Raw genomic sequence first — 25798 nt, 5'->3', positions numbered from 1 at the left:
ACTTACAAAATCTCCTGTTCTCCAAAAAGGCTCATAACTGCCGCCTCATAGTCACCCAAATGCTGGGATTTTTTGATCTTTTTGAGGTATTTTGCGTAATTGGTAAATCCCGGTGCCATATAGCTCCACAGTTCTTTCATACGAAAAAGCACATTTCGTTCTCCGGAAAGGTACTCCTGATACTCCCGATAAAGACAGTCATGGAACTGGCGCATTTTCTGCTTATACTGAGACTGACGGTCTTCTTTTTTCATTCTGGTTCCGCACATAATTTCATCCAGAAGGTAAGGCCTTGCAATGATCCCCCGTCCGTACATGAAGCTGTCCGCATCCGGAAATTTTTCCTGGATTTCCTGATAAGCTTCCACGGAAAAAATATCTCCGTTGTAGCCCAGCGGAACTTTGATTTTTTTCCGCGCCTCTTCGTATAATCCATACCGCGGAGTTCCCTTATAATGGTCCTTCAGAAGGCGTGGATGGATGATCAGCTCCTTTATTGGATATTTGCTGTAAATTTCAAGAAGTCTTTCCCAGTCTTCCTCGTAATCGGTGCCCACGCGCGTCTTAATGGAAATCTCCATCCCTGTGTTAGCAAAGATCTCGTCCAGAAAACGGTCAAGCTTTTCCGGTTCTCCCAAAAATCCGGCCCCTTTTCCCTTGGCTGTTACGGTTCCTGAAGGACATCCAAGATTCAGATTCACTTCTTTATGGCCATATTCATCCCGAAAAATATGTGCGGTTTTGACAAAGTCTTCCGCATTATTGGTCAGGATCTGGGGAACCACCGGAAGCTTTCCGTTTGTGTCAGGGGACACTTCTTTAATTTCCTTGCTGCTGAGTCTCTTGTTTGGCTTGGCGGTAATAAAGGGGGTAAAATATTTATCCATGGGATAAAAGCATTCATTATATGCATTGCGGTAAACCCAGTTGGTAACACCTTCCATGGGTGCCATATAATTCTTCATTACCGTTCCTCCTTCATACGGAAATAAATCTGTTTCCTTCCGCCACTGCCGGTAGGAATCCTTCCGGTTTCATAACTGCCCAGGGATTTGATAAACGGAGTCAGCTTGGAATACCCGTAATTACGCACATCAAAATCCGGAAGACGTTTTCCCAGCTGATCGCCCAGCTGTCCGGAAGACAGCCAGCCTTCCTCGTCAGAAAATTTCTCGATAATGGCATTAATTGCTTTCCGTACTCTTTTCAGGTCTTTATTCTTCTTCGAGCCGGAACTGTTCTGTTTATTATTCCCATTTCCTGCTTTCTTCGCCTCTGCTGCAGTTTCCAGATCTTCTTTTTTCTCTTCTTCCTGCTGATTGCGGTAAAGGAGATCCAGATATTTGAACTGATTACATGCGGAAATAAAAGGTTTGGGCGTCTTTTCCTCACCCATGCCCAGAACCAGCATTCCGGATTCCCGGAGTCTTGCTGCCAGTCTGGTAAAGTCACTGTCCGAAGAAACAATACAATATCCATCCACATTTCCGGAATAGAGAATATCCATGGCATCAATGATCATGGCCGAATCCGTGGCATTTTTTCCCGTAGTATAGCTGTACTGCTGAATGGGAATAATAGAATCCTCCAGAAGAACATTTTTCCAGGAAGAAAGCCTGGCACTGGTCCAGTCTCCATAGATCCGTTTATAGGTAGCGATGCCAATGTTCGCCACCTCGTCCACAATGATCTTGATATATTTGTCTGATACATTATCAGCGTCGATCAGTATTGCAATTCTTAATTCATTGTCCATAAATCCAACCTTTTCTTTGTCAAGCGGATAAAAGCATCCGCAGTCGGTTAATCTGTGCCGTCTCCGCCCCGGCGTCTTTTAAGAACAGTATAACTGAAATTTTCTCAGTGTTCCAGCATGATCTTAAGGATTTCTCGGTCTGTTTCTTTCATTCCATCTTTTCCGATCTGCCCCACACAGCTGATGGTTTCTGCTGTTTCTTCCTGAAGAATTCCCGTGTAAGGAGCATAGGACTGACCGTTCATGGCAAGATGATGAGCAAGAAACGCCGCATCCAGACTGGCCGCGATCTTGGCAGCACAGGAGATCTTTGCTCCATCGCAGATGATTCCCGGAATGTTCGCCAGAGTATTTTCGATAGTCTTTTTGATCTGGGAAATACTTCCCCCTACCATATAGGTGATGGCTGCTCCTGCCGCACAGGATGCAGACACCGCACCACAGAATGCCGATAGTTTGCCAATATAATATTTCTGATACACAGTAAGAAGATTGGAAAATACAAGCGCCCGGTACAGACTATAGTCCGGCAGCTCCATTTCCCTCGCATAAACGATCAGAGGGACGGAACAGGCGATTCCCTGATTTCCGCTTCCGGAGTTAATGACAACCGGCATGTCACATCCGCCCATACGCGCCTCGGAAGCCGCAGCGGTAAGGCTTCGCATTCTGGTAAGCATATCATGGGAATAATTTTCACGGATCACACGTCCGATCCCAAGTCCGTATTTTCCGGTCATTCCCTCATGGGCAATGGCCATGTTGCTTTTGATCTGGGTATCCAGAAGAGTTTTTACATCAGAAAGTTCTACGATATCTGCAAACTCCCGGATATCCTCCAGATTTAAAAGACTGCGGTCTGCCGCTTCTTTTTCTTCCAGTGCCTGATCCGCATCCAGCAGGATTTCTCCGTTTTTTTCAATTCTGGTCACATTAATGTGATCGTATTTGATCTCCAGACAGACAGTATCTTCTCCTGCACACATTTCAATTACAATATGAAGTACAACCGGGGTGTCCAGAAGTTCCACTTTACAGATATCCGCATCCAGAAGTTCCCGGCAACGTTTTCTTCCCTCGTCTGTTACTTTTGAGAGAACCTCCATATCAAGCGATGCATCGCCTGCCACCGCACCAAGAACCACTCCTGCGGGAATCCCCTTTAATCCTCCGGAGTTTGGAATGATGACACAGCGCACATTCTTTATAATATTTCCGGAGCATTTTGCCACAATATGCTCCGGTTCTCTTCCAAGAACTTCTCTTGCCCTTGCCGCACCGTAAGCCAGAGCAATCGGCTCCGTGCAGCCCATGGCAGGAACCATTTCTTCCCTCAGAATGGCCAGATAATTATCATATATATTTTTTTCCACCTTTTTCTTTTCCCTTCTCATATTGTCCGAAATTCCTGATATCAGTATTTATGGCAGGCCACCAGATGTCCTGGCTCTGCTTCCCGAAACAGTGGAACTTCCTGTCTGCATCGCTCTTCGCACCATGGACAGCGGTTATGAAACCTGCATCCGCCAATGGAACGTGACTGCACGCCGTTATCTGTTACGATCTGATCCAGTGTTTTTACTCTCGGGTCCGGTACCGGAATGGAAGAAATCAGCATTTTTGTATAGGGATGCAGCGGATTGGAATAGAGTTTGTCTGCATCTGCGATTTCCATAAGATTTCCCAGATAAAGAACTCCGATCTCATCACAGATCTTCTGTACCACCTGCAGCTGATGGCTGATAAACAGGTAAGTAAGTCCGTATTTTTCCTGAAGATCCTGAAGCATCTGAACGATCTGTGCCTGGAGAGAAACATCCAGCGCGGAAATGGGCTCATCGCAGACTACAAACTCCGGCTGTACGGAAAGTGCCCTGGCAATGGAAATTCTCTGTCTCTGTCCTCCGGAGAATTCATGTGGATATTTCAAAAGATCCTGTTCTTTAAGGCCAACAACCCGGATCAGTTCTTTTGCACGTTCTTTCCGCTCTTTTGGAGTATACAGCTTATGGATTTCCATAGGCTCGCAGATAATATCCTGCACGGTATGGCTTGGATCTAGGGATGAATACGGGTCCTGAAAAACAGACTGCATTTTTTTGCGGTATGGAAGAAGCTCTTTTTCTCCCATAGCTCCAATCTCCGTTCCTCCGTAAAAGATCTCCCCGCCTGTTGGCTTATGATAGCGGAGGATCGCTTTTCCAATGGTAGACTTTCCACTTCCGGACTCTCCTACCAGCCCGAAAGTTTTTCCCTTTTCAATGGAAAAGCTCACCTGATCTACAGCTTTCAGGATACCCGGCTTGAAAGACAGAAGTTTCGGAGATTTCTGTTTAAAATATACTTTCAGATCTTTTACTTCAATTAAAGAATTACTCATTTTTCCTCCTCCCTTCTGTGACAGAGAATCTTATGATTTTCCGAAGATTCATAATATTTCGGAAGACAGGCCTCGCAGGTTTTATCTGCATACTTGCAGCGGTTCAGAAACGGACATAAATTTCCGCTTCCGTCAGAAAGATCTCTTTCCAGAAACTGTTCAAAGGTTCCTCCCACACGTGGCATACTTGCGATCAGTGCCTGGGTATACGGGTGACCCGGATTAAGAAAAATCTCCTCTACGGTTCCCTCCTCTACCACGTAACCACCGCACATAACAGCCACCCGCTTACATGTCTGCGCCACAACACCCAGATCATGAGTGATCAGAATGATACTCATATTGTTTTTTTTCTGAAGTTCCAGAAGAAGATGAAGGATCTGTGCCTGAATGGTTACATCCAGAGCTGTTGTCGGTTCATCGGCAATGAGAACTTTCGGATTGCTACTCATAGCCATGGCGATCATTACACGCTGGCGCATACCTCCCGAAAGCTCATGAGGATAACTACGCATGGCTTTTTCAGGATCTGTGATCCCTACTGCTGTCAGCAGCTCAAGCACCCGGGCCTTTGCCTCTTTTTTTGTCATGGAAGTATGGCGGCGGATCAGCTCCACCATCTTGTTTCCTACGGTATAGACCGGATTCAGTGCAGAAAGAGAATCCTGAAAAATCATGGCAATCTCACCACCACGGATTTCCCGGAGCTCTGCCTCACTTTTTTTCAGAATATCCTCACCCTGAAAAAGGATTTCTCCTCCCATAATCCTGCAGTTGGACGGGCCAAGACGGAGAATGGATTTCGTTGTTACACTTTTTCCGCTTCCGGATTCACCTACAATTCCGAAAAAATCTCCCTCTTCAATGGCAAACCCGGCGTCTTTCACTGCCTGTGTTTCTCCAAGATCCGTAAAGAAAGACACTTTCAGATCTTTTACTTCCAGTAATTTTTCCATTTGTGCATGTCCTCCTTACTTGGGCTCAAATACTTTTCGCAACACTTCTCCCAGATAGTTGAAACTGATAACCGTGATCAGGATCAGAACACCCGGGAAAATGGCAAGGTACGGGGCCTGCTGGATATAGCGCTGTGCATTGCTGAGCATACTTCCCCAGGAAGCTGTCGGCGGCTGGATGCCCAGTCCGAAAAAGCTCAGTGCGGACTCCATCAGGATCGCGTTTGCAATATTCATAGTTGCGGCAACAATAATGATCGGCATGATATTCGGAAGAATATGATGCACAATTGTAGAAAGCTTTTTCTGTCCGGAAATCTTTGCATAGATAACATATTCTCTCTCATTCAGGGAAATCGTCTCACCGCGGACGATCCTGGCAATGTTCATCCAGGTCAGAAATCCAATGATCAGGACAATATTCTGTAAGCCCGGTTTCAGAAAAGCGTTCATAACGATCATGATCAGAAAAGTAGGAAGGCTCATCAGTGCATCTACCAGACGCATCAGTACCGCATCCACCGTTCCTCCTACAAATCCACTGATAGATCCCACGATCACTCCAAGAGCTGTAGAAAGGATCATAGACAGAAATCCAACCAGAAGAGAAGCTCTTCCGCCATAAATACAACGTGCCAAATAATCCCTTCCCATATCGTCGGTTCCAAAGAGATGTGACATAGAAGGGGCGTTCAGTCTCTCTGTAGCGCTGATGGCATTGGGGTCCACCGGATACAGAAAGGCAAAAATAGAGATCAGTGCCAGAAGAAGGATAGCCACAGCTCCTGCAACTGCCAATTTATTTGTCTTAAAACCAAGTTTAATGTTTTTCCAGATATTTTCTCTCATGACCCTTCACCTCCTAACATCCGGCCTTGCGGATTCTCGGATCAAAGACAGCGTACAGAACATCTGCCAAAAGATTTCCGAGCACCACAAGAAGTGCTGTAAACATGGTAATGCCCATGATCAGGGGATAGTCATACTGCATAACGGCAGTAACCGCCAGCTGTCCGATTCCCGGCCATGCAAAAACCTGCTCTGTAATAATGGCTCCGGAAACCAGTGACTGCAGACTCATTCCAAGAACTGTGATCATGGGAAGCATGGCATTTTTCAGTACATGGCGGAACAGAATCCCGGACTCTTTCATTCCATAGGCTTTCTGCACCATAACATAATCTGAGGACATCTCCGTAATGGTACTGCTTCTCAGATACCGGATATACTGGGATGCATTGGCAAAAGTCAGCACCGCACAGGGCATCACCATGTGAAGCACCAGATCTCCAAAAGAGCGGTCTCCGTCTGAGTGCATGCCAATACTTGGAAGAATATGAAGATGCACGCTGAACAGGTAGATCAGCATGATACCGAACCAGAAAGTAGGGATGGAAATTCCCACATAGCAGAAAAGGCTGGTGATTTTATCCAGAATTCCGTTTTTATTTTTGCCGGAATACAGTCCCAGCACAATAGCAATAAGAAATCCCAGCAGCATACTGGTTCCCATAAGGATCACTGTCGCCGGAAGACGTTCCAGCATCTGTGTCAGTACCGGACGGTTATTCATCAGAGAATTCCCGAAATTTCCGTGAAAAATCCTTCCCAGCCACAGGAAATACTGTTCATAAAGAGGCTTGGTAAGACCCAGGCTTTCTCTTAAGTTCTGAATGTATTCTTCACTCATATTCGGCTCCACATAAGTCAGGACCGGATCTCCTGGCGCTGCTTTTGTCAGTGCAAAACAGAGAACGGAGACAATAAACAGTGTCAGAATACACTGTACCAGACGGTTTGCGATTTTCTTCAAAATGTACCTCCTTTATTTTCCCCGAAAACAGGAAATCGGCTGGCGCGAAAAACGCGTCAGCCACTTCCTTTCCGTGATTATCTTTTATAAATTTGTGTTTTATTTCTCCAGTGTGTAGATCTTCGAATAATCATAATAAATCGTCTTTAACAGACATTCATCAAATCCGCCGAAATCTTTATTTACCGCATAGAATCCATTGGAATACGCAATCGGATAAATATACATATTATCGTTGATAGTATTCTGAATTTCTTTATATATGTCGCTGCGCTCTGTCTCATCCGCTATACTGTTTCCTTTTTCCCACAGTGCATCCAGATCCGTATCTTTGATTCTGGAGTAGTTGGAACGGCTGTCGGAAGAGCACATATCCGCATAAAGACTCGGTTCCTCACCTAAAGTATAAAAGCTTAATACCAGGTCATAATCTGTACATTCCGGATCCTTGGTTTTATTCTTGAATGTTGATTCGTCTGTCGGAACAAGATTTACCGTGATTCCCACATTTGCAAGTGCAGACTGTACATACAGGGCCTCACTCTCCATAGTCTTGTCTGTGGAGATATACATCAGATTCAGAGAAAGAGATGTCTTTCCTGCTTCGGAAAGAAGCTGCTGTGCCTTGGCCGGATCATTGTCATAGGTATTGTCCGGTTTTGCATAATAAAGAGTATCCGGTGTAAACAGGGAATCCGCCGGTTCTGCATAATCTTCGGAAATGAATGCAAACTGACAGAATTCCTCTTTATTCAGTGCGTATGCAATAGCCTGACGTACCTTTACATCCTGAAGATCTTCATTCAGCTCATTCATGAACATGGCATTAACACGTCCGGAATTGTAGGTATTGATATTTACGTTGTCGTATGCACTGACTGTATCGTAATCATCCGCGCTGATCAGACGTGCATCCAGATCACCGCTTGCAAGTGCCGCATTGGCGGAACTGGAATCTTTAACGATCTTGAAAGTGATGGAATCCAGATTTACATCTTCATAATAATCATCGAATTTTGTTACTTTAAGGTACTCACCGGATTTGTACTCTTCGAACTTAAACGGTCCGTTTCCTACCGGCTCATTGTTCAGATCGCTCTCTCCGATATTCTCCACACCTTCATAAATGTGTTTCGGAATACAGTAAACCTGGCTTAAACCGCCAAGAAATCCTGCGGAAGAAGATCCAAGGGAAAGTTTTACAGTAAGATCATCAATTTTTTCTGCCTCTACCGCCTTATCATTCACATATCCGTAAGAAGAATATGGCACATTCTGTTTCTCATCTACCAGAACCTGCATGGTAAATACCACATCATCAGCAGTAAGCGGCTCACCGTCATGCCATTTCAGTCCGTCCTTCAGCTTCAGAGTAAACTCGCTGGCATCCTCATTGGCTGTCACGCTCTCACAAAGTCCGTTTCCGTAATACATCTCTCCGTTCACGATCTCAAAAAACGGGCTGTACAGTGCCTGCATCATATCAAAACTTGTCTGATCCACAACATACAGTGGATTGATATTCTGAGGATCTGTGGTTTCTGCAATTGTAATATTACCGCCGGCAGCCTTGGCTCCTTCGGTGTTCTCTGCCGCAAATACTGCTGTTCCTGCCATAACAGTCGTTCCTGCTACTGCAGCTGCCAGAAGCGCTGCCAGTACTTTTTTTCTCATCTCTTTGTTCCTCCTCTGGCTCAGCGGGTATTCCCGTTTTCCCACTGAGTTACTATGATATATGTACGATGGTACTATATCCTCATATTTTTGTCAAGCCTATCCTGAAATTCTATCCGGAATTTCCCTTTCGCACATAAAACCTTATCTTTTATTCTACCTACAGGCAAGACAGGCGTCAAGAAATATTTGTCATGGTTTTGATCCAGTGCCCGTAATTGCATTTCAGAAATGCAGGTACACACTTAAAGATCTGATCTGCATTGAGGCAGCACACAACGATGGCCGGTGATGCTTTGACCACAAATGCCATGAACATGGATAACGGGATCACAATCGCCCAGGTACTGATCAGATCCACCTTCATGGAATAGGCAATACTGCCACTTCCCCGAATAATGCCTCCATTGGTAGGCATCTGATAAGACATTCCCACCATCACCACGCTTAAGATAATAAGAAATGTATTCGCCATTTCTCTGGTTTCCGGAGAAAGCTGGTAAAGGCTTAAGACCGGAATACGGATAAAGAAAAGCAGCACGCCGCAGATAATTCCCATGAATACAAAAAGTTTCTGAAGTTTCTTGGAATAGAGTTTTGCAAGCTTCAGATCTCCGGAACCTATCGTTTTTCCCATGGTGACCGATGCTGCAGTTAATTATCAGAGTCATGACAGAAAGCCCGAAAGCGATCCCCGCGATTTCCACACAGCGCAGCGTAGCCAACAAAATCTGTGTCACTGCAAAAAAAAAGTAGGTAAAACGGATGATCGCAAGATAGGAAAGACCGGCTTCAATAATTGTCTGGTCTGTTGTAAAAAGCCCCAGCAGCTGACGTGGAAAAAAGCTTGCCAGAAAAAACAGGATGAGAGCAATAAAAATGCCTGTGCGCATGGCCCAGGCACTGATCTTTCTCACCGGTTCTGTCTCTTTCTTTCCCCAGTACTGACTTCCGAATATGACAAGTCCGTCTCCCAGCGCCATGAGCAGCTGCTGAAAGACGAACTGTACCTGATTTACAGTGGTTACTCCGGATAATGCAGTCTCGCTGAATGCACCAAGCATAATGTTGTCAGCAAGGTTGACACTTAAAGTTACTACATTCTGCAAAACCAGCATGGAGCATAATTTCAGAAAATTACGGTAAAAATTCTTCATCAGTCTTTTACAATGGCAATAATATCATCGGCATTGATGACCAGATATTTCTCACCTTCGTATTTGATCTCAGTTCCTGTGTATTTTCCGTAGATTACACGGTCGCCGGGTTTTACCTGTATCGGAACTTCTTTCCCGTCTACGATCTTACCGGAACCAACAGCAATAACTTCTGCCTGCTGTGTCTTCTCTTTGGAGCTGTCCGGAAGAACAATACCGGATGCTGTCTTATCCTCTGTCTCAAAATATTTCACGATTACTCTGTCTGCAACTGGTTTTAATGCCATGTTTATTTCCTTCTTTCTGTATTTATTAGCACTCTTTTAATACGAGTGCTACTCTTTTCTTATCATACTACAAATCCGGAAATTGTCAAGATATTTACCGCAATCCACACAGTTTCATCAGGATCCTATCGTTTTTATTCTTTGTCGCTGATTTCTATAGGTTCTGTCTCATAAATAAATTTCACACTGCCCTCCATATCGTCTGAACGCTGTGTAAAACTGTCATAGGAAACATCTTCCGCCTTCAGAGCTTTAAAACGGTCAATAACATTCTTCAGATCTTTGTTCACACCGTCATCCAGTTTTTTCACACCTTCTTTATAGAACTTTGTCTGTCCGTCACTTAAAGTCTTTGCACCTTCACTCAGCTTGCTGATTCCTTCCTGCACCTGACCGCTTGCATCTTTCAGCTTATCCGCGCCGTCAGACAAAGTTCCCACTCCAGATGACAGTGTCTGCATTCCGCTCTTCAAAGCCTGAGTTCCGGACGCAAGACTTCCGGCACCAGATGCAAGCTGGCTGGCACCATCGTTCAGTTGTTTTCCTGACGAAACAAGCTGATCCGCTCCCGATGTCAGAGTACTGCTGTTTGAAGAAAGTGCCAGAACGCCGCTCTGAAGCTGTGCAAGGGCTTCTTCAATCTGTTTACTTCCTGCTGTCAGTGTTTTTCCTGTCTTTTCCAGAGAGGAAGCTCCATTTATCAGCGAATCTGCGGTTTTATTTTTTTTGCCCTGCAGATCGGTAATTCCTGAATTCACAGCATTTCCCAGTGTATCCAGCGTATCTGCGTTCTTTTCGAACTGCTCTCCTGCTGCCGAAAGATTACTCTGATAGCCAGACTGAATTTTCTTATTTTTCTGAGACAGTGTATCTGCCGTATCTTTTAATGTACTGATCTCTGTCTGAATTCCCGGAAGCTGCTTTCCAAGATCCGAAAGGGCATTATCCATAGTTTTTACCGTATCAGAAAGCTGTTTTCCAAGATCATCCAGTGAACTTCCGGTATTTTTAAGCTTCTGGCCATCTCCTGCCAGATCCTGCACCTCCTGTTCAAGTTTATTGACCGCATCATGAAGCTCTGTGATCGCCCCTCCTGTTGAATCCACGGTATCTGCCAGTGCATTCAGACTCTGAACAGCACCCTGCGTTTTCTGTGCGGCAGTACTTGTGGAAGATGCAGTACTTTTCAATGTATCTGCTGCATTTTTTAATGGTGAAGTATCTGACGGCTGTCCTTTCAGAGAGGAAGTATCAATTCCGTCCGCACTGCTTCTGGCGGCCTGGACTGCTTCAAGTGCAGCCTGCACCGCCGCCCTGGTTCCCTCATCCATGGTACTGTAATCAATCCCGGAAAGCGAAGACTCCGCTGCGAAAAGGTTATTCCTTACATCAGAAATCCCCTGATCCACGGTTGTTGTGTCTATTGTCGTTTCTCCTGCGCTGCTGATCCAGTTTTCTATTGTCTCTGCCTGGGTATTCATTATATCTGCGTTATCTTTCAGGGTATCCGCAGCCTCCTGAACATCCGGTGTTATCTGAGAAATATTTTTCCCGTCAGAGATCTTTGATATGTTTTCCTGAAGCGCTGATATTTTCTGTCCAAGTTGTTCTACGCTTTCAACATATCTCTCCACCTGACTGTTATACGCAGAAATTTTTTCTGCATATCCGGAAGTATTTTCCGAAAGATCCGCTATCGCATCTGCATCCAGAGAAGTACTGAGTGACTGCATTTTATCTGCCGCCGCTTTCGTATCCTTCAATGTCTCATCCATTCCCGGGATCAGAATATCCATGCTGGAAAGCAACGTCTTTATCTCTTCCAGATACCGGACCATACTGTCAGAAAGTGCAGAGCTTCCTTTTATGTACTTTTTCATATAATCCGTTAATGAAGAAGTTCCTTTCACATAGGCAACAGTTCCCTCTGCAAGCTTGCTGCCACCGGATACATAACTGTCCACCCCCTCTGTATAAGACTGGACGCCTTCTTTCATTTCAGACATACTGCCACTTAACGTATCTACTCCGCCTGTATACTGTTTCAGACCTGAAGCAAGAGTTCCTGTTCCCTCTGTATAGGCAGAAACTCCCTGAGCAAGTGTGGCTGCCCCACTACTTAAAGCGGCAGCTCCGCCATTTAACGTTCCTGCTCCGTCATCCAGCTTCTGTGCTCCGGATTCCAAAGCAGAAACACCGGTACTTAATGCATCTATCCCCTGATCAAATTCTTTATATTTTTCATTCAGGGTATCGACACCTTCTGAAAGTGATTTTGTTCCTTTCATCAGTTTGGACGCAGCCTTTGTCATTTTTTTGATAGAATCCTGGAGATCATCAATACTGTCCAGATCATTCAGATCGATCTCATCCAGCACATCTGTCATGGCTACCGTAAACGAAGAACTCATTTCACATTCTGTGACATCGGCCTCCACTGTAAATTCTTCCGGAATACTGATATCCTTCGCCATATCTTCGCTCAGATCCAGGCTTTCTTTCAGCCCAGGCATGGCTATACCAAGCACAATGTTTCTGGAATCATCCTCCACTACCTTGCCATTATCTACAGTTACATTGGAAAAATGATCTGTAGAAAGGATCATTCCTGTAAGCATCATGAACGGTGAGTATAACTTTACACTTTTTCCACTGATTTTTTTTGTTGTAACTGCATGGTTTTCATAAGCAACATGTATTTTCAGATGGCCGGTTTTTCCGGCAAGGTCTTCCGTTTTAATCTTTCTTCCATCAAGTTCATAGGAAAAAGTCACTGTCACTGGAAGATCTTTCTCTGTTTTTCCTTCATAATGAATATCTCTTCCATCTGTTTCCCAGGTAAGCGTTTTTCCATCCTGGGTAAAACCTTCATCACCTTTTGTATTTTTGATATCACTTAAATCTGAAATATCCGTGATTGTCGAATCAGATAATGTCTTTGCGTTTTTAAGCCATTCTGACACGGTAATCTCTTTTATTGTCCCGTCTGCCTCTGTATTAACATAAACAGTTTCTTCCTTGCGGATACTGTTATCTGCATCTGTCTGCTCCGTGGCACCTGCGATCGTACCTGCTCCCAGTAATACAGACATACCCGCGGCCAATACTGCAGCTGATCTTCGTTTTCTGTTTTTCATACCGAATAACTCCCTCTGCCATGATATTAGTTAATTATCTATAACTTTGTTATACAATAACGAGTTAGTTTCGTCAATCTTTTTTGTCAATTTTTACTTTTTCTGTAGAAATTCAGATATAAAACAGCCTTCCACAGATAGCTGTGAAAGGCCGCTCTCTCATTCTTATTTATGATATGGCTCTCCGTTGATGATCCGGTAACTGCGGTAGATCTGTTCCAGAAGGATCACACGCATCAGCTGATGTGGAAAAGTCATCTTCGAAAAACTCAGCGCATAATCTGATCTCGCAAGAACTTCTTTTCCAAGGCCGATGGAACCTCCGATCACAAACTGGATATGGCTGACTCCACGGATGCCGAGGGTATTGATCTTTTTTGCAAACTTCTCCGAAGTAAGCTGTTCCCCGGCAATCTCCAATGTGATCACAAAAGCATCATCACGGATATATTTCAGAAGGCGTTCTCCTTCTTTTTTACGGATAGCCTCCTCCACTGTTTCACTTGCATTATCCGGTGTCTTCTCATCGGATACTTCTATGATCTCCAACTTACAGTAACGGCCAAGGCGCTTGGAATACTCTGCGATCGCATCTCTTAAATATTTCTCTTTTATCTTTCCTACTGTCAGGATACTGATCTTCATCCGCCGTTCTCCTCCAGATAATTTTCAAATTCTTCTGCTGACATAAGAACCTTTCTGGGTTTCGTTCCTTCTTCCGGTCCCACGACACCGGCATCGCAAAGCTGATCCATGATTCTTGCCGCACGATTAAAGCCGATCTTAAACATACGCTGGAGCATACCGATAGAAGCTTTTTCTTTCTCAATAATAAACTTGCCTGCTTCTGTAAAATACACATCCCGGTCGCCGCCGCCTGCTCCTCCGGGAGCACTGGCTGTGTTCACCTGTTTTTCAATTGCAGTATCATAAACTGCACCCTGATTTTTGTCAGAGACATATTCCACAACAGCGCTGACTTCTTCGTCGGAAACAAAAGCGCCCTGCAGTCTGGCCGGCTTCTGATATCCCTGAGGATAAAACAGCATATCGCCCTTTCCAAGAAGTTTTTCTGCACCATTCATATCCAGAATGGTTCTGGAATCCACACCGGAAGATACCGAAAATGCGATCCTTGACGGCATATTAGCCTTGATAAGTCCTGTAATAACATTAACAGACGGTCTCTGAGTCGCAATGATCAGATGGATTCCCGCCGCACGTGCAAGCTGAGCCAGACGGCAGATCGCATCCTCAACCTCTCCGGGTGCAACCATCATAAGATCTGCAAGCTCGTCCACGATGATCACGATCTGTGGCATTTTTTCCGGAGCTTTCTCGCCTTCCGGCACTCGCATATTGGCAACTTTCTTGTTATATTCACCCAGATTACGTACTCCATATTCCGCAAAAGCATTGTAACGGCTGGTCATCTCGGAAACGGCCCAGTTCAATGCGCCTGCAGCTTTCTTCGGATCTGTGACAACCGGAATGAACAGATGTGGGATTCCATTGTATACACTCAGCTCTACCACCTTCGGATCGATCATGATCAAACGCACTTCATCCGGCGTTGCCTTGTAAAGAATGCTGATGATCAGGGTATTGATACATACCGATTTACCGGAACCCGTAGCTCCCGCGATCAGAAGATGCGGCATCTTGGCAATATCCGCTACAACCGGTTTACCGGCAATATCCTTACCTGCTGCAAAGGAAAGTTTGGATTTTGCATTTTTGAATTCGTCGGACTGCAGAAGATCCCGAAGCATAACCGGACTGTTTTCTTTATTTGGGACTTCGATTCCCACAGCCGCTTTTCCCGGAATCGGCGCTTCAATACGGATATCCGGCGTTGCCAGGTTCAGTTTAATATCATCGGAAAGTCCGACGATCTTGCTGACTTTCACACCCATTTCCGGCTGAAGTTCATAGCGGGTTACCGTAGGTCCGCAGCTGACATTGGTAATTGTTACATTTACTCCGAAATTATGAAGTGTCTCCTGAAGTTTCTGGGCTGTTTTTCTTAAATGCGCATCAGAATCCCCCTGGGCTTTTCCATCTCCACGTTTCAGCAGTTTCAGAGGCGGATACTGATATGGTTTTTTCTCCGGTATTTCCGTGCTGCTGATCTCATGCTGGATATTTTTAATTCCATGCTCAATCTCCGCCTGGGAAGATTTCGGATTTCTGGTGGACGAATGAGAAATCCTCTCTGTTTCTTCCGGCTGCGCTGCTGTCTCATCGTCGATATCCGGAACGGATGTCTTTTCTGTTTTTGCTGACGATTTTCCGGTCCTGGATTTCTGCTTCTGGGATGATATCTGACTCATCTGAGGAATATCCGCATCCTCGTATCCATCATAGTCATCCTCTTGCGCTTCCTGCATATCCCGTTCAAAATCCGGCTCTTCTGTTTCTTCCCGTGGTGTCTGCGGCTGCGAACGATGGATCTGAAATTCCAGAGGTTTCTGCTTGGGAGGTTTTATTTCTCCTTCTTCCGCCTCCTCCGTCAGATCTGTATCTTCAGTTGGAAGTGCAGCTTTTTCTTCATCAAGAAAAGAAGGAAGATTGAACTCACCTTTACGGTTGGCTCTTACTGCCTCCTGTCTCTCTTTCTCAGCTTTTTGGGATTTTGTTTTACGCTTTCCGGATTTTTTTGCCGGATTTTCTTCCGAAAGAGCCAGTTCCTCCTCTTCCAGTTCTTCCTCCAGCTGTCGGATCTTCTCTGCCCTTTTCTCCGCCCGGATCTTTCTGCGGAGTTCTTTCTGTTTCTCTCTGTCCGGCTGTGCCTCCAGATATGCCTCACGTCCCTCTCTTGCAGCATCCGCGAACAGATCCAGAATTTTATTCATAAATCCAAAAAAGGATCTCTGCGTAATGATGATCATAGACACCAGCAATACCAGAACAATGATCACTACACCCCCAACTGTGCCAAATGCAGATGCTGTTGAAATGCAGACAGCACCTCCCAGCACTCCGCCACCAGTGTGGTATTCTGAACTGAGCGCATAATAATCCGCAAAGGTCGTACTCGGTGTATATCTTTCTGTAAGCAGCTGTAAAAGTCCGCACAGAAAAATAAAAAATACAATTCCTGCAAAAATCTTTTTATATGCAAGACAATTCTTATTATTAACGATCAGAAAAGTAACGCCTCCAAACAGAACGATGGGGAAAAGGTACGCACACAACCCCATAATCCCAAAGCAGACACTGCTGATCGCATTTCCCACAATACCGCCCATACCAAACGCACTGATCATCAGGATCAGACAGGCCGCAAACATAACAAGAATTAAAATTTCCGTCTGAAACCGATTACCGGTATCCTGCTGTCTGGACGCAGTTTTACTTTTTCTTTTTTTAGTTGTTTTTGAAGCTGCCATTGTCAGACTCCTCCCGGTTGATTAAAATCAAATATAATTGGCTGCCAGAATAAGGATCCCGGCTGCAAAGGAATAAAACGCAAAATAACGCAGTCTGACCTGATTCGAAAGCTTAAGCATAAAACGGATCACCAGATAACCGGTAACCCCAGCCACGATCATTCCAAGAATATATGTAAAACCCTTTCCAACTGTCATGCTGACAGCAGTAAATTCTCCCGCTTCTACAAAAAAAGCTCCGATCACTGCAGGTATGCTCATCAGCAGAGAATACTTCACCGCAAATTTCCGGCTGAGGCCGCAAAAAAGACCTGCACTGATCGTAAGACCAAATCTGGAAAGACCTGGAAGCACAGAAATTCCCTGGCATATTCCCATCCACATGGCATCTCCGAAATTCGCTTCCCGCGTGCCCTTATTACCGTTTATATTGCTGTAATCCACAACCAGCAGGATCACGCCGGTAAGAAGGATCCCGATCCCGGAAAACATATGAGAAGATGCACTGCGTACTACCAGACGTTTACACTGATATCCGATCAGAATGGTGGGGATCGTTGATACAAAGATCAGCGCGGTAAGTTTCCGATACGTTCCGCTCACAATCTTTGCATAGGTTAAATTCTTTCCTGTTCTCCTGTTATAAAGAAAAATATTGGCATTTCCGATCAGATCCAGAAACATTCCGATCAGTTCTATTCCGATCTTCTTAATATCTTTCCGGAAAACAAAGATCAGCGCTATCATGGTGCCCAGATGTAACATCACTTCAAAAAGTACGCCGGAACCCCGGCTTCCACCAAGAAGATCCTGTACTGCGCAGAGATGCCCAAAACTGCTTACAGGCAGAAATTCGGTGATTCCCTGGATAATTCCTAATATAATCGCATGTATCACTGACATAATGATATTTCCTTTTCTAAAAATTTTTCCAACATATTATAGCATAACTGAGTAAAACTTACAATCCACACTTGGCAAAACTTTCAAACATGTGTTCTTTTTTGTGTTGAGGCAAAAAAATCCCCCGACCGCAACAAAAAGCAACAGTCGGAGGACCTATTCATCTGCTTATGAACAGAATTTTTACTTATTTATTTTTCAGATATTCATCGATACCTCTTGCACCAGCTTTACCTGCACCCATAGCAAGGATTACAGTAGCTGCACCTGTAACGGCATCTCCGCCGGCATATACACCGTCTTTGGATGTCTTACCAGTCTCTTCTTCGGCAACGATACATCTTCTCTTGTTGATGTCAAGGCCTTTGGTTGTGGAAGAGATCAGAGGGTTCGGTGAAGTACCAAGGGACATGATAACGGTATCTACATCCATGTCATACTCGGAACCAGGAATCTCTACCGGACGTCTTCTTCCGGAAGCATCCGGCTCGCCAAGCTCCATCTTTACAACCTTCATACCATTTACATGGCCGTTCTCATCTACAAGGATCTCCTTCGGATTGGTAAGAAGATCAAAGATGATACCCTCTTCCTTAGCGTGGTGAACTTCCTCTGCTCGTGCAGGAAGCTCTGCCTCACTTCTTCTGTATACGATATGTACCTCAGCACCAAGTCTCAGAGCTGTTCTTGCAGCATCCATGGCAACGTTACCACCACCGACAACTGCAACTTTCTTGCCTGCCGCGATCGGTGTATCGTAAGAATCATCGAATGCTTTCATGAGGTTGCTTCTTGTCAGGTACTCGTTTGCAGAGAATACGCCGCTTGCATTCTCACCCGGGATACCCATGAACATCGGAAGACCTGCACCGGAACCGATGAATACAGCCTCAAATCCCTCATCTTCGATCAGCTGATCGATCGTTGTGGATTTACCGATAACAACGTTTGTCTCGAATTTAACGCCAAGCTCTTTAACTTTCTCGATCTCTTTCTTAACGACTTTCTGTTTCGGAAGACGGAACTCCGGAATACCGTAAACAAGAACACCGCCCAGTTCATGAAGAGCCTCGAATACAGTCACATCGTAACCAGCTTTTGCAAGGTCACCTGCACAGGTAAGTCCTGAAGGGCCGGAACCGATGACTGCAACTTTATGTCCGTTCTTAACCTCTGCTCCTGCAGGTTTGATATCATGCTCCAGAGCATAGTCAGCAACAAATCTCTCAAGCTTGCCGATGGAAACAGCCTCGCCTTTTTTGCCACGGATACACTGTCCCTCACACTGGGATTCCTGTGGGCAGACACGACCACAGATAGCCGGAAGTGCGGAAGATAATCCGATCACTTTGTAAGCTTCTTCCATGTTGCCCTCTTTGATGTGTTCGATAAATCCAGGAATATTGATGGATACCGGACATCCCTCTACACATTTCGGTTTCTTACATCCGAGACATCTCTGTGCCTCTTCCATTGCCTCTTCCTGATTATATCCAAGACATACTTCCTCGAAGTTTGTCGCACGTACCTTCGGATCCTGCTCTCTTACAGGAACTTTTTTTAACATTTTTGCATCTGCCATTACTTGTCACCTCCGCACTGTCCGCATCCACCGTGGTGGGTATCGCCTTCCTGAAGTTTCAGTAATGCACGTCCCTCCTGGGTCTTATACATCTGACTTCTCTTCATAGCCTGATCAAAGTCAACGAGATGTCCGTCGAACTCCGGTCCGTCTACACAGGCAAATTTAATCTCATCGCCGACCTGAAGACGACAGGCACCGCACATACCGGTTCCGTCAACCATGATCGGGTTCATGCTGACAATTGTGTGGATACCAAGTTTCTTGGTAAGAAGACAGACGAATTTCATCATGATCATCGGTCCGATCGCTACACAGACATCATAATGTTTGCCTTCGTTTGTTACAAGATCCTCAAGAGTCTTGGTTACCATACCGGAACGGCCATAGGAACCATCATCTGTTGTAACGTAGAGATTGGAAACAGATGCAAGCTCTTTCTCAAGGATAACCATATCCTTTGTCTTGGAACCAAGGATAACATCTGCTGTGATACCGTGCTCATGAAGCCATTTAACCTGCGGATAAACAGGTGCAGTACCAACACCACCGGCTACGAATACCATTTTCTTTTTCTTAAGTTCTTCGATATCCTCGTGTACGAACTCAGATGGACATCCAAGAGGTCCTACGAAATCACGGAAAGAGTCTCCCTCTTTCAGAGCAGACATCTTGATCGTAGATGCTCCGATCTCCTGGAATACGATAGTGATCGTACCAGCCTCGCGATCGTAATCACAGATTGTGAGCGGGATTCTCTCGCCCTTCTCATCAAGTTTCGCAATGATAAATTGTCCTGGCAGACAGTGGCTTGCCACACGTGGTGCATGCACAACCATAAGATGGATCTTAGCTGCCAGCGTTTCAGCTTTTAAAACCTTATACATGGTCTTCCTCCTCGCGCAAATTATAAACCTTTATTAATAATACGCTAAAAATCCGCATATGGCAAGGGGAGATTTACAATTTCCGTCGATTTTCTTTACCACGGCACAGCGCAACCACGTTAGTCATGTTTAATCAATATAACCAAAAATCGCATAAAAAAACGATCATTTCTGTAATTTTCGCTCTTCGATCAGGGCATACAGTTTATCCAGCGCCTCCCGGATCCCGCCAACTTCATCAATCACCCCTTCCTTCACTGCCTGTTCTCCTTCCAGCATGGTCCCCACGTCTTTTACCAGCTGAGAAGTATCCAGCATCAGTTCCTCCATCCGTTCTCTGGTAATCCCTGAATGTTTCGATACAAAGGCCGTGATGCGATCCTGGATCTTTTCCATATTGCGGTACGTCTGCGCCACACCGATGAACATTCCGTTCTGGCGCACCGGATGGATGACCATGGTAGCACTTGGCACGATAAAAGAATAGTCCGCGGAAACCGCCATGGGAACGCCTATGGAATGTCCGCCGCCCAGCACAAGGGAAACCGTGGGAATACTTAAAGACGCAATCATTTCCGCAATCGCCAACCCCGCTTCCACATCGCCGCCCACTGTGTTTAAAAGGATCAGAAGTCCCTCGATTTCCTCATCGTCCTCGATCAGGGCCAGTTTTGGCAATACATGTTCATACTTGGTAGTTTTGCTGTGTGACGGCGCAGATTCATGGCCTTCGATCTCCCCGATCACTGTCAGAAGTTCCACCTTATGTTTCCGGGAATTTCCATCCAGCACGACCTGTCCGGTTTCCTGGATCTGCTTATCCTGGCTTTCTTCACGGTCCAGTTCCTTCTGTTTTCCCTCTTCTTTATTTTTTTCCATAAAAAATACCTCCGGAATCTGAAATTCTGGAGGTATTATATGCAAAATATTACTTTCTATTCAGAGATCACTCGTCCCAGTTTGTCCATACATCAGTAACATCATCATCCTCATCAAGAAGATCCAGTGTTCTGTGGAGATCCTTGATCGCCTGGTCATCGTTGAGCTCTACGTAGGTCTGCGGGATCATGGCGATCTGCGCCTCCATAAGCGGAATTCCGGCTTTCTCAAGAGCCTCACGTACAGCGCTGAAATCATCCGGATCTGTGAGAATCTCGAAGCTGTCTTCCTCCTCACTGAAGTCCTCTGCACCTGCGTCCAGAGCTGTCATCATCAGCTCGTCCGCATCCATCTCACCGCACTCATCTTCAAGCTCTTCTTTGTCGATGATGATCTGGCCTTTCTGATCGAACATAAAGGATACGCATCCCTGGGTTCCGATGCTTCCGTTACCCTTGGTAAAAGCGTTACGTACATTACCGGCAGTACGGTTCTTATTATCTGTAAGAGTCTCCACGATAATGGCAACACCGTTCGGGCCATATCCTTCGTATACAGCTTTCTCATAGCTATCTGCAGAATCAGCACCTGCTGCCTTCTTGATTCCACGGTCGATGGTATCGTTCGGCATATTGTTTGCTTTTGCTTTTGCGATGACATCACGAAGTTTGCTGTTGTTTGCAGGATCCGAACCGCCGGCCTTTACGGCCATAACGATCTCACGGCCGATGACTGTGAAGATCTTACCCTTCTTGGCATCATTTTTCTCTTTCTTATGTTTGATGTTGGCAAATTTTGAATGTCCTGACATGTTATCTTCCTCTCCTTGTTACCGTATATTTTCTTTCGTGCCCTTGCTTGTTCCGGGTACCGTTTTACATAATTGCAACTCGGTTTAATATAGCACTTATGGAAGATTTCGTCAAGAATCAGAATCCAAACCTGTCAAAAATCCCATGAAATCGCCCTAAAATGTAAGTTCCAGGCTGATCTCAAGTGCATGATTCACCTTATCAAGCATAACACTGTCCAGATGACACACCTTATCTTTCAGCCGCCGTTTATCAATGGTGCGAAGCTGTTCCAGAAGGATCACGGAATCCTTCTCGATCCCATAAGCAGATGCATCGATCTCAATATGTGTCGGCAGTTTTGCCTTGTTCATTTTGGATGTAATCGCCGCACAGATCACTGTGGGGCTGTGTCGGTTGCCCACATCGTTCTGAATGATCAGCACCGGCCGTATTCCCCCCTGTTCACTGCCTACAACAGGCCTTAAGTCCGCGTAAAAAATATCCCCTCTTTTTATAACCACACAATTCACACTCCGATTCTGGTCCGACTTTTTTATAAGCCGTATTCCTTTTTACAGATAAGTATTTCCACAATTCCTCTGTGTATACCATGCGTGATACTTTTTTACCGGACTTCTGCCTGGTTCGAAGTCTTAATAAATCTGAAATCTATAAATTTACTGGAAAAAGCTCTCTTCTTCTCCGCATTCCTTTCCGTCTTTGATATAAATCCTTGGAACTCGTTTGCTGATCTCACAGACAAACTCATAGGAAAATCTTCCGGAAAGATCACCCAGAGTTTCCACACTGATGAATTCATCTCCATCTCTTCCCATCAGTGTCACCTCATCACCGGCTTTTACCTCCGGGATATCTGTAACATCCACCATAAACTGGTCCATACAGACACGACCAAGGATCGGAGCTTTTTTGCCATGGATCAGGACCCAGCCTTTATTGGAAAGCTGTCTGGGATATCCGTCCGCATAACCTACCGGAATCGTTGCCATTCTGGTAAAACGCTCCGTAACAAAAGTTCCGCCATAACTTACCGCAGTCCCACGCTCCACATTTTTTACATAGGATACATGGCTTTTTAATTCCATGGCAGGAGTCAGCTTCACAATATCCCGCTCCACTTCTTCGGATGGATAGATACCGTAGATCGTGATACCGGCGCGGACTACATTAAGATTTGCCTCCGGCACACGGATGATACCCGCACTGTTGGAACAATGGCGTACCGGAATATGAACGCCTCTCTTCTCCAGAAGATCCGCAAAACGGAGATAACGGTCAAGCTGCACCAGTGCCGGAGACCGGTCAAACTCATCCGCTCTGGCAAAATGGGTAAACATTCCCTCGATCACCAGATTCGGAATTTTTGAGATTTCTTCGATCTTTACCGCGTTTTCCGGAATATCCGCATATCCGATCCTTGTCATTCCCGTATCCAGAGCCAGATGAATATGTACATTTTTTCCAATGCGTGCACCAGCTTTTGCATATTCTACTGCTGTGTTAAGATCCGATATTGTGATCCGGACATCATTCGCAGCAAGTTCCTCATAGTATTCCTCAAACACAAGGCCAAGGATCAGGACAGGCTTGGTGATTCCTGCATGTCGAAGTTCCAGCGCTTCTTCTGCGGTAGCCGTGGCAAATCCCCAGATATAGTCATAATCCTGGATCAGACGTGCAATAGCTCTGGCACCATGGCCATAACCGTCCGCTTTGATCACAGCAATGATCTTTGTCCCTTCTTTGACATTTTTATGCATTTCCTCAAAATTGTGAGCAATGGCATCCAGTGATACCAGCGCCTTGACTCTCTCGTATTTTTTCATGATTTTGACTCCTCTTCACATATCGCTAAAGCCCGGGGCAGATATGCGATGATATCTCCCGCCAGCATACTGCGTTTTCCTTTTTCTGCAGCTGCAAGATCACCGCAAAGTCCGTGAAGATAAACACCTAACGCGGCCTTTAAAACCATGGAGGGCTGTTCCTCCGTTTTCAGATACATACATAAGATCCCGGCAAGAAGTCCGGCAAGTACATCCCCGCTTCCTGCAGTTGCCATTCCGGAATTACCGGAAAGATTCAGATAAATATCATCTTTGCCGTCTGTAACAACCGTACATGCATCTTTCTGAACACATACCGTTCCTGTTTCCTTTGCATAATCCACAGCTGTCTGTGCGATTGTTTCCTGAATTTCTCCAATGGATCTGCCGCAGAGCCGGCTCATCTCTCCAATATGAGGAGTCAGGACTACATTCCCGCCCAAAAATTCCTTCCACTGCGGATGCATAGCCAGAAGATTCAGTCCATCCGCATCCAGGATCAGCGGTTTCTTCTCTCTGGCAGCTGCCGTAAGAAACCACTGTGCTCTCTCACGGCTTGCCACCGATGTTCCAAGCCCTGGACCGATGACGATCACGTCACACCAGGAAAGAAGCTGTTCGTTGGATTCTTCGTCAAACCTGCTGCATACCATTGCTTCCGGAAGAAGGATCTGCAAAGGAATCCTGTTCTCTTCCACAGTCTGGATCTTTACCATTCCCGCTCCGGTCCGAAGTGCCGCGCTGGCACTCAAATAAGCAGCACCACACATTCCTGCACTTCCGGTAACAAAAAGTATCTTTCCAAAAGTCCCCTTGTTCCCACCGGGATCACGTTCCGGAAACAGTTTCAGATCTTCTTTCTCCAGACATCTCGCCGATGCTTTTACAGCTTCCTGCTCATAGATCCCAATGTCAGCTATAACGATCTTTCCCGCATACAGCCTTCCCGGATAAAAACAAAGACCTCTTTTCCGGTAACCAAAAGTAACGGTAAGATCGGCACTGAAGGCAATTCCCATTTCCAGGCCAGTATCTCCGTTCACTCCTGATGGGATGTCAACAGCAATTTTTTTCGCCCGGGCACTGTTCATCTCGTGGATGATCTCAGCATAATGTCCCTCGATCGGACGCGCCAGGCCTACGCCAAACACGGCATCTGACTATAGTAGTATATTCATCCCAGGCCGGGTTATTCACTTCCGGGACCTGATAACCTGTAGCGATCTTATACTGAAGCAACGTTTCCCTGGTCATTTTTTCTTTGTTTCCGGCCATATAAAATTCAGCCCGAACACCTTTCAGATGAAATAATCTGGCAATGGCAATACCATCTCCTCCGTTATTTCCACTCCCGCATACCACCAGGATCTTCTCGCTCTTCCCAAGATATTTCTCTGTTTCCTCAACTACTTTCAACGCTGCCCGCTCCATCAGAACTTCAGAAGCAACCCCGATCTTGTGGATCGTAGCATTATCCAGCTTCTTCATTTCTTCGCAGGTAACAATTTTTTTCATGCTGCACTTTGCCTCCCCTCTTTAACAGAGAAAGCTGCCGTTTCCGGCAGCCCGCTAAAATTTATTTCTCTACATGTTCCTGCCTGTATTTGCTCAGATTATAAGACAGTGTCATCAGGCTCTCAGAAAGATGCACGTTCTCTACAATCACATCATCCGGTGTCTCAAGATCAAGATGTGCAAAATTCCAGATTGCCTTGATCCCGTTCTCCACCAGAATATCTGCCATTTCCTTGGCCTTATTCTTCGGAAGAGTGAGAATTGCGATCTCTACGTTATTTTCTCTCAGGAAGAATGGAAGTTCGCTGAGCATCTGGATCTCAAGTCCGCGAACCGCAATGCCTTCCAGCACAGGATTTACGTCAAAGATTCCTACCAGCTTAAATCCCCTTTTCTCAAAATCCACATAATTGGCAAGTGCCTGTCCAAGATTACCGGCACCCAGGATGATCATTGGGTGGGCGATATCCAGTCCCAGGATCTTACCGATCTCTGTATAAAGATAATGTACATTATAGCCATACCCCTGCTGCCCGAAACCGCCGAAATTATTAAGATCCTGACGGATCTGAGAAGCTGTGGTATGCATCTTCTTACTTAATTCATTGGAAGAAATACGCTCTACATTGTCTTCCATCAGCTCTCCTAAGTAGCGGTAATAGCGTGGCAGACGCTTAATCACCGCTTTCGAGATTTGTTTTGTCTCCACGATAGTTTCCCTCCTTACTTTACACTAGGTTAATTATACCGAATTGACATTTTCCTGTCAATCAAACTTGTAAGTTATGTACAAATTTCTTCATATTTTTTTTAAAAATTGATTTTTTCTTTGAATTCCT

General features: G+C 45.3%; 24 protein-coding genes. 1 reads left to right on the top strand and 23 read right to left on the bottom strand.

Annotated elements, in window-relative coordinates; genetic code table 11:
• Window positions 1-2 precede the first annotated feature (2 nt).
• The 9 genes from AC04Q6_RS01160 to AC04Q6_RS01120 form a co-directional block, all read right to left on the bottom strand.
• Window positions 3-965 carry a tRNA dihydrouridine synthase gene (locus AC04Q6_RS01160; RefSeq protein WP_215706966.1) on the bottom strand — a complete coding sequence of 321 codons (963 nt, stop codon included), beginning with the start codon at window positions 963-965 and terminating at the stop codon, window positions 3-5.
• A complete protein-coding gene (locus tag AC04Q6_RS01155; RefSeq protein WP_215706967.1) occupies window positions 965-1756 on the bottom strand; it encodes an NYN domain-containing protein in 792 nt (263 codons plus the stop codon). The genes AC04Q6_RS01160 and AC04Q6_RS01155 overlap by 1 nt, the downstream gene beginning before the upstream one ends.
• 104 nt (window positions 1757-1860) lie before the next feature.
• Window positions 1861-3150 carry an L-serine ammonia-lyase, iron-sulfur-dependent, subunit alpha gene (locus AC04Q6_RS01150; protein ID WP_476389470.1) on the bottom strand — a complete coding sequence of 430 codons (1290 nt, stop codon included), beginning with the start codon at window positions 3148-3150 and terminating at the stop codon, window positions 1861-1863.
• Between the two features lie 20 nt (window positions 3151-3170).
• On the bottom strand, window positions 3171-4136 hold the full coding sequence (locus tag AC04Q6_RS01145) for an oligopeptide/dipeptide ABC transporter ATP-binding protein (RefSeq protein WP_476389469.1): 966 nt from the start codon (window positions 4134-4136) through the stop codon (window positions 3171-3173).
• Complete coding sequence (locus AC04Q6_RS01140; RefSeq protein WP_118071464.1) at window positions 4133-5092, bottom strand: ABC transporter ATP-binding protein; 960 nt, start codon at window positions 5090-5092, stop codon at window positions 4133-4135. The genes AC04Q6_RS01145 and AC04Q6_RS01140 overlap by 4 nt, the downstream gene beginning before the upstream one ends.
• Window positions 5093-5107: 15 nt before the next feature.
• The gene (locus tag AC04Q6_RS01135) at window positions 5108-5941 is read right to left on the bottom strand and encodes an ABC transporter permease (RefSeq protein ID WP_294419126.1); all 834 of its coding nucleotides are present in this window, start codon (window positions 5939-5941) and stop codon (window positions 5108-5110) included.
• 13 nt (window positions 5942-5954) lie between these two features.
• Complete coding sequence (locus tag AC04Q6_RS01130) at window positions 5955-6905, bottom strand: ABC transporter permease (RefSeq protein ID WP_021977747.1); 951 nt, start codon at window positions 6903-6905, stop codon at window positions 5955-5957.
• A gap of 99 nt (window positions 6906-7004) precedes the next feature.
• Entirely contained in the window at window positions 7005-8579 is a 1575-nt protein-coding gene (locus AC04Q6_RS01125) for an ABC transporter substrate-binding protein (RefSeq protein ID WP_118071467.1), read from the bottom strand.
• Window positions 8580-8757: 178 nt separating this feature from the next.
• A complete protein-coding gene (locus AC04Q6_RS01120; protein WP_021977746.1) occupies window positions 8758-9216 on the bottom strand; it encodes an MATE family efflux transporter in 459 nt (152 codons plus the stop codon).
• On the opposite strand from AC04Q6_RS01120, the gene AC04Q6_RS01115 reads away from it, so the two are divergent.
• The gene (locus tag AC04Q6_RS01115; protein WP_330636864.1) at window positions 9215-9616 is read left to right on the top strand and encodes a hypothetical protein; all 402 of its coding nucleotides are present in this window, start codon (window positions 9215-9217) and stop codon (window positions 9614-9616) included. The two genes, AC04Q6_RS01120 and AC04Q6_RS01115, sit on opposite strands and share 2 nt — an antisense overlap.
• 119 nt (window positions 9617-9735) lie before the next feature.
• Here the strand turns inward: AC04Q6_RS01115 and groES are convergent, their stop codons facing one another.
• The 14 genes from groES to AC04Q6_RS01045 form a co-directional block, all read right to left on the bottom strand.
• A complete protein-coding gene (groES, locus tag AC04Q6_RS01110) occupies window positions 9736-10023 on the bottom strand; it encodes a co-chaperone GroES (protein ID WP_021977745.1) in 288 nt (95 codons plus the stop codon).
• A gap of 134 nt (window positions 10024-10157) precedes the next feature.
• The gene (locus AC04Q6_RS01105; protein WP_118071468.1) at window positions 10158-13160 is read right to left on the bottom strand and encodes a YhgE/Pip domain-containing protein; all 3003 of its coding nucleotides are present in this window, start codon (window positions 13158-13160) and stop codon (window positions 10158-10160) included.
• A gap of 165 nt (window positions 13161-13325) precedes the next feature.
• Window positions 13326-13805 (bottom strand): 23S rRNA (pseudouridine(1915)-N(3))-methyltransferase RlmH, encoded by a 480-nt coding sequence (gene rlmH / locus AC04Q6_RS01100; protein ID WP_021977742.1) that lies wholly within the window; start codon window positions 13803-13805, stop codon window positions 13326-13328.
• Window positions 13802-16552, bottom strand: a complete 2751-nt coding sequence (locus tag AC04Q6_RS01095) for an FtsK/SpoIIIE family DNA translocase (protein WP_118071469.1) — start codon at window positions 16550-16552, stop codon at window positions 13802-13804. The genes rlmH and AC04Q6_RS01095 overlap by 4 nt, the downstream gene beginning before the upstream one ends.
• Window positions 16553-16579: 27 nt before the next feature.
• On the bottom strand, window positions 16580-17455 hold the full coding sequence (locus tag AC04Q6_RS01090) for an undecaprenyl-diphosphate phosphatase (protein WP_118071470.1): 876 nt from the start codon (window positions 17453-17455) through the stop codon (window positions 16580-16582).
• 187 nt (window positions 17456-17642) lie between these two features.
• Window positions 17643-19037 (bottom strand): NADPH-dependent glutamate synthase, encoded by a 1395-nt coding sequence (gene gltA / locus AC04Q6_RS01085; RefSeq protein WP_021977739.1) that lies wholly within the window; start codon window positions 19035-19037, stop codon window positions 17643-17645.
• Window positions 19037-19924 carry a sulfide/dihydroorotate dehydrogenase-like FAD/NAD-binding protein gene (locus AC04Q6_RS01080; protein ID WP_021977738.1) on the bottom strand — a complete coding sequence of 296 codons (888 nt, stop codon included), beginning with the start codon at window positions 19922-19924 and terminating at the stop codon, window positions 19037-19039. The genes gltA and AC04Q6_RS01080 overlap by 1 nt, the downstream gene beginning before the upstream one ends.
• Before the next feature lie 165 nt (window positions 19925-20089).
• Window positions 20090-20803 carry a ClpP family protease gene (locus AC04Q6_RS01075; protein WP_021977737.1) on the bottom strand — a complete coding sequence of 238 codons (714 nt, stop codon included), beginning with the start codon at window positions 20801-20803 and terminating at the stop codon, window positions 20090-20092.
• Between the two features lie 67 nt (window positions 20804-20870).
• The gene (locus tag AC04Q6_RS01070) at window positions 20871-21614 is read right to left on the bottom strand and encodes a YebC/PmpR family DNA-binding transcriptional regulator (RefSeq protein ID WP_476389468.1); all 744 of its coding nucleotides are present in this window, start codon (window positions 21612-21614) and stop codon (window positions 20871-20873) included.
• Window positions 21615-21770: 156 nt separating this feature from the next.
• A complete protein-coding gene (locus AC04Q6_RS01065; RefSeq protein WP_021977735.1) occupies window positions 21771-22118 on the bottom strand; it encodes a type II toxin-antitoxin system PemK/MazF family toxin in 348 nt (115 codons plus the stop codon).
• Window positions 22119-22274: 156 nt separating this feature from the next.
• A complete protein-coding gene (gene alr / locus AC04Q6_RS01060; RefSeq protein ID WP_118064287.1) occupies window positions 22275-23444 on the bottom strand; it encodes an alanine racemase in 1170 nt (389 codons plus the stop codon).
• Window positions 23441-24595, bottom strand: coding sequence for an NAD(P)H-hydrate dehydratase (locus tag AC04Q6_RS01055; RefSeq protein ID WP_476389467.1), 1155 nt, complete (start codon window positions 24593-24595; stop codon window positions 23441-23443). The genes alr and AC04Q6_RS01055 overlap by 4 nt, the downstream gene beginning before the upstream one ends.
• Window positions 24549-24959 carry an NAD(P)H-hydrate epimerase gene (locus AC04Q6_RS01050; RefSeq protein WP_476389466.1) on the bottom strand — a complete coding sequence of 137 codons (411 nt, stop codon included), beginning with the start codon at window positions 24957-24959 and terminating at the stop codon, window positions 24549-24551. Before AC04Q6_RS01050 ends, AC04Q6_RS01055 begins: the two co-directional genes overlap by 47 nt.
• A gap of 61 nt (window positions 24960-25020) precedes the next feature.
• A complete protein-coding gene (locus AC04Q6_RS01045) occupies window positions 25021-25668 on the bottom strand; it encodes a redox-sensing transcriptional repressor Rex (RefSeq protein ID WP_021977732.1) in 648 nt (215 codons plus the stop codon).
• Window positions 25669-25798: the final 130 nt, after the last annotated feature.

It is taken from the genome of Blautia sp. HA9023, from assembly GCF_056504095.1.
Note: the sequence above shows the minus strand (reverse complement) of the source record. Positions and strands in the feature narration are given on the sequence as shown.

Excerpts from the sequence above, each read along its gene's own strand:
- AC04Q6_RS01120 (WP_021977746.1), bottom strand. The coding sequence starts at position 9,216 with ATGGGAAAAACGATAGGTTCCGGAGATCTGAAGCTTGCAAAACTCTAT.
- AC04Q6_RS01080 (WP_021977738.1), bottom strand. The coding sequence starts at position 19,924 with ATGTATAAGGTTTTAAAAGCTGAAACGCTGGCAGCTAAGATCCATCTT.
- AC04Q6_RS01160 (WP_215706966.1), bottom strand. The coding sequence starts at position 965 with ATGAAGAATTATATGGCACCCATGGAAGGTGTTACCAACTGGGTTTAC.
- AC04Q6_RS01115 (WP_330636864.1), top strand. The coding sequence starts at position 9,215 with ATGGTGACCGATGCTGCAGTTAATTATCAGAGTCATGACAGAAAGCCC.
- AC04Q6_RS01125 (WP_118071467.1), bottom strand. The coding sequence starts at position 8,579 with ATGAGAAAAAAAGTACTGGCAGCGCTTCTGGCAGCTGCAGTAGCAGGA.
- rlmH (WP_021977742.1), bottom strand. The coding sequence starts at position 13,805 with ATGAAGATCAGTATCCTGACAGTAGGAAAGATAAAAGAGAAATATTTA.
- groES (WP_021977745.1), bottom strand. The coding sequence starts at position 10,023 with ATGGCATTAAAACCAGTTGCAGACAGAGTAATCGTGAAATATTTTGAG.
- gltA (WP_021977739.1), bottom strand. The coding sequence starts at position 19,037 with ATGGCAGATGCAAAAATGTTAAAAAAAGTTCCTGTAAGAGAGCAGGAT.
- alr (WP_118064287.1), bottom strand. The coding sequence starts at position 23,444 with ATGAAAAAATACGAGAGAGTCAAGGCGCTGGTATCACTGGATGCCATT.
- AC04Q6_RS01095 (WP_118071469.1), bottom strand. The coding sequence starts at position 16,552 with ATGGCAGCTTCAAAAACAACTAAAAAAAGAAAAAGTAAAACTGCGTCC.
- AC04Q6_RS01150 (WP_476389470.1), bottom strand. The coding sequence starts at position 3,150 with ATGAGAAGGGAAAAGAAAAAGGTGGAAAAAAATATATATGATAATTAT.
- AC04Q6_RS01135 (WP_294419126.1), bottom strand. The coding sequence starts at position 5,941 with ATGAGAGAAAATATCTGGAAAAACATTAAACTTGGTTTTAAGACAAAT.
- AC04Q6_RS01155 (WP_215706967.1), bottom strand. The coding sequence starts at position 1,756 with ATGGACAATGAATTAAGAATTGCAATACTGATCGACGCTGATAATGTA.
- AC04Q6_RS01105 (WP_118071468.1), bottom strand. The coding sequence starts at position 13,160 with ATGAAAAACAGAAAACGAAGATCAGCTGCAGTATTGGCCGCGGGTATG.
- AC04Q6_RS01075 (WP_021977737.1), bottom strand. The coding sequence starts at position 20,803 with ATGGAAAAAAATAAAGAAGAGGGAAAACAGAAGGAACTGGACCGTGAA.
- AC04Q6_RS01140 (WP_118071464.1), bottom strand. The coding sequence starts at position 5,092 with ATGGAAAAATTACTGGAAGTAAAAGATCTGAAAGTGTCTTTCTTTACG.
- AC04Q6_RS01070 (WP_476389468.1), bottom strand. The coding sequence starts at position 21,614 with ATGTCAGGACATTCAAAATTTGCCAACATCAAACATAAGAAAGAGAAA.
- AC04Q6_RS01145 (WP_476389469.1), bottom strand. The coding sequence starts at position 4,136 with ATGAGTAATTCTTTAATTGAAGTAAAAGATCTGAAAGTATATTTTAAA.
- AC04Q6_RS01090 (WP_118071470.1), bottom strand. The coding sequence starts at position 17,455 with ATGTCAGTGATACATGCGATTATATTAGGAATTATCCAGGGAATCACC.
- AC04Q6_RS01050 (WP_476389466.1), bottom strand. The coding sequence starts at position 24,959 with ATGAAAAAAATTGTTACCTGCGAAGAAATGAAGAAGCTGGATAATGCT.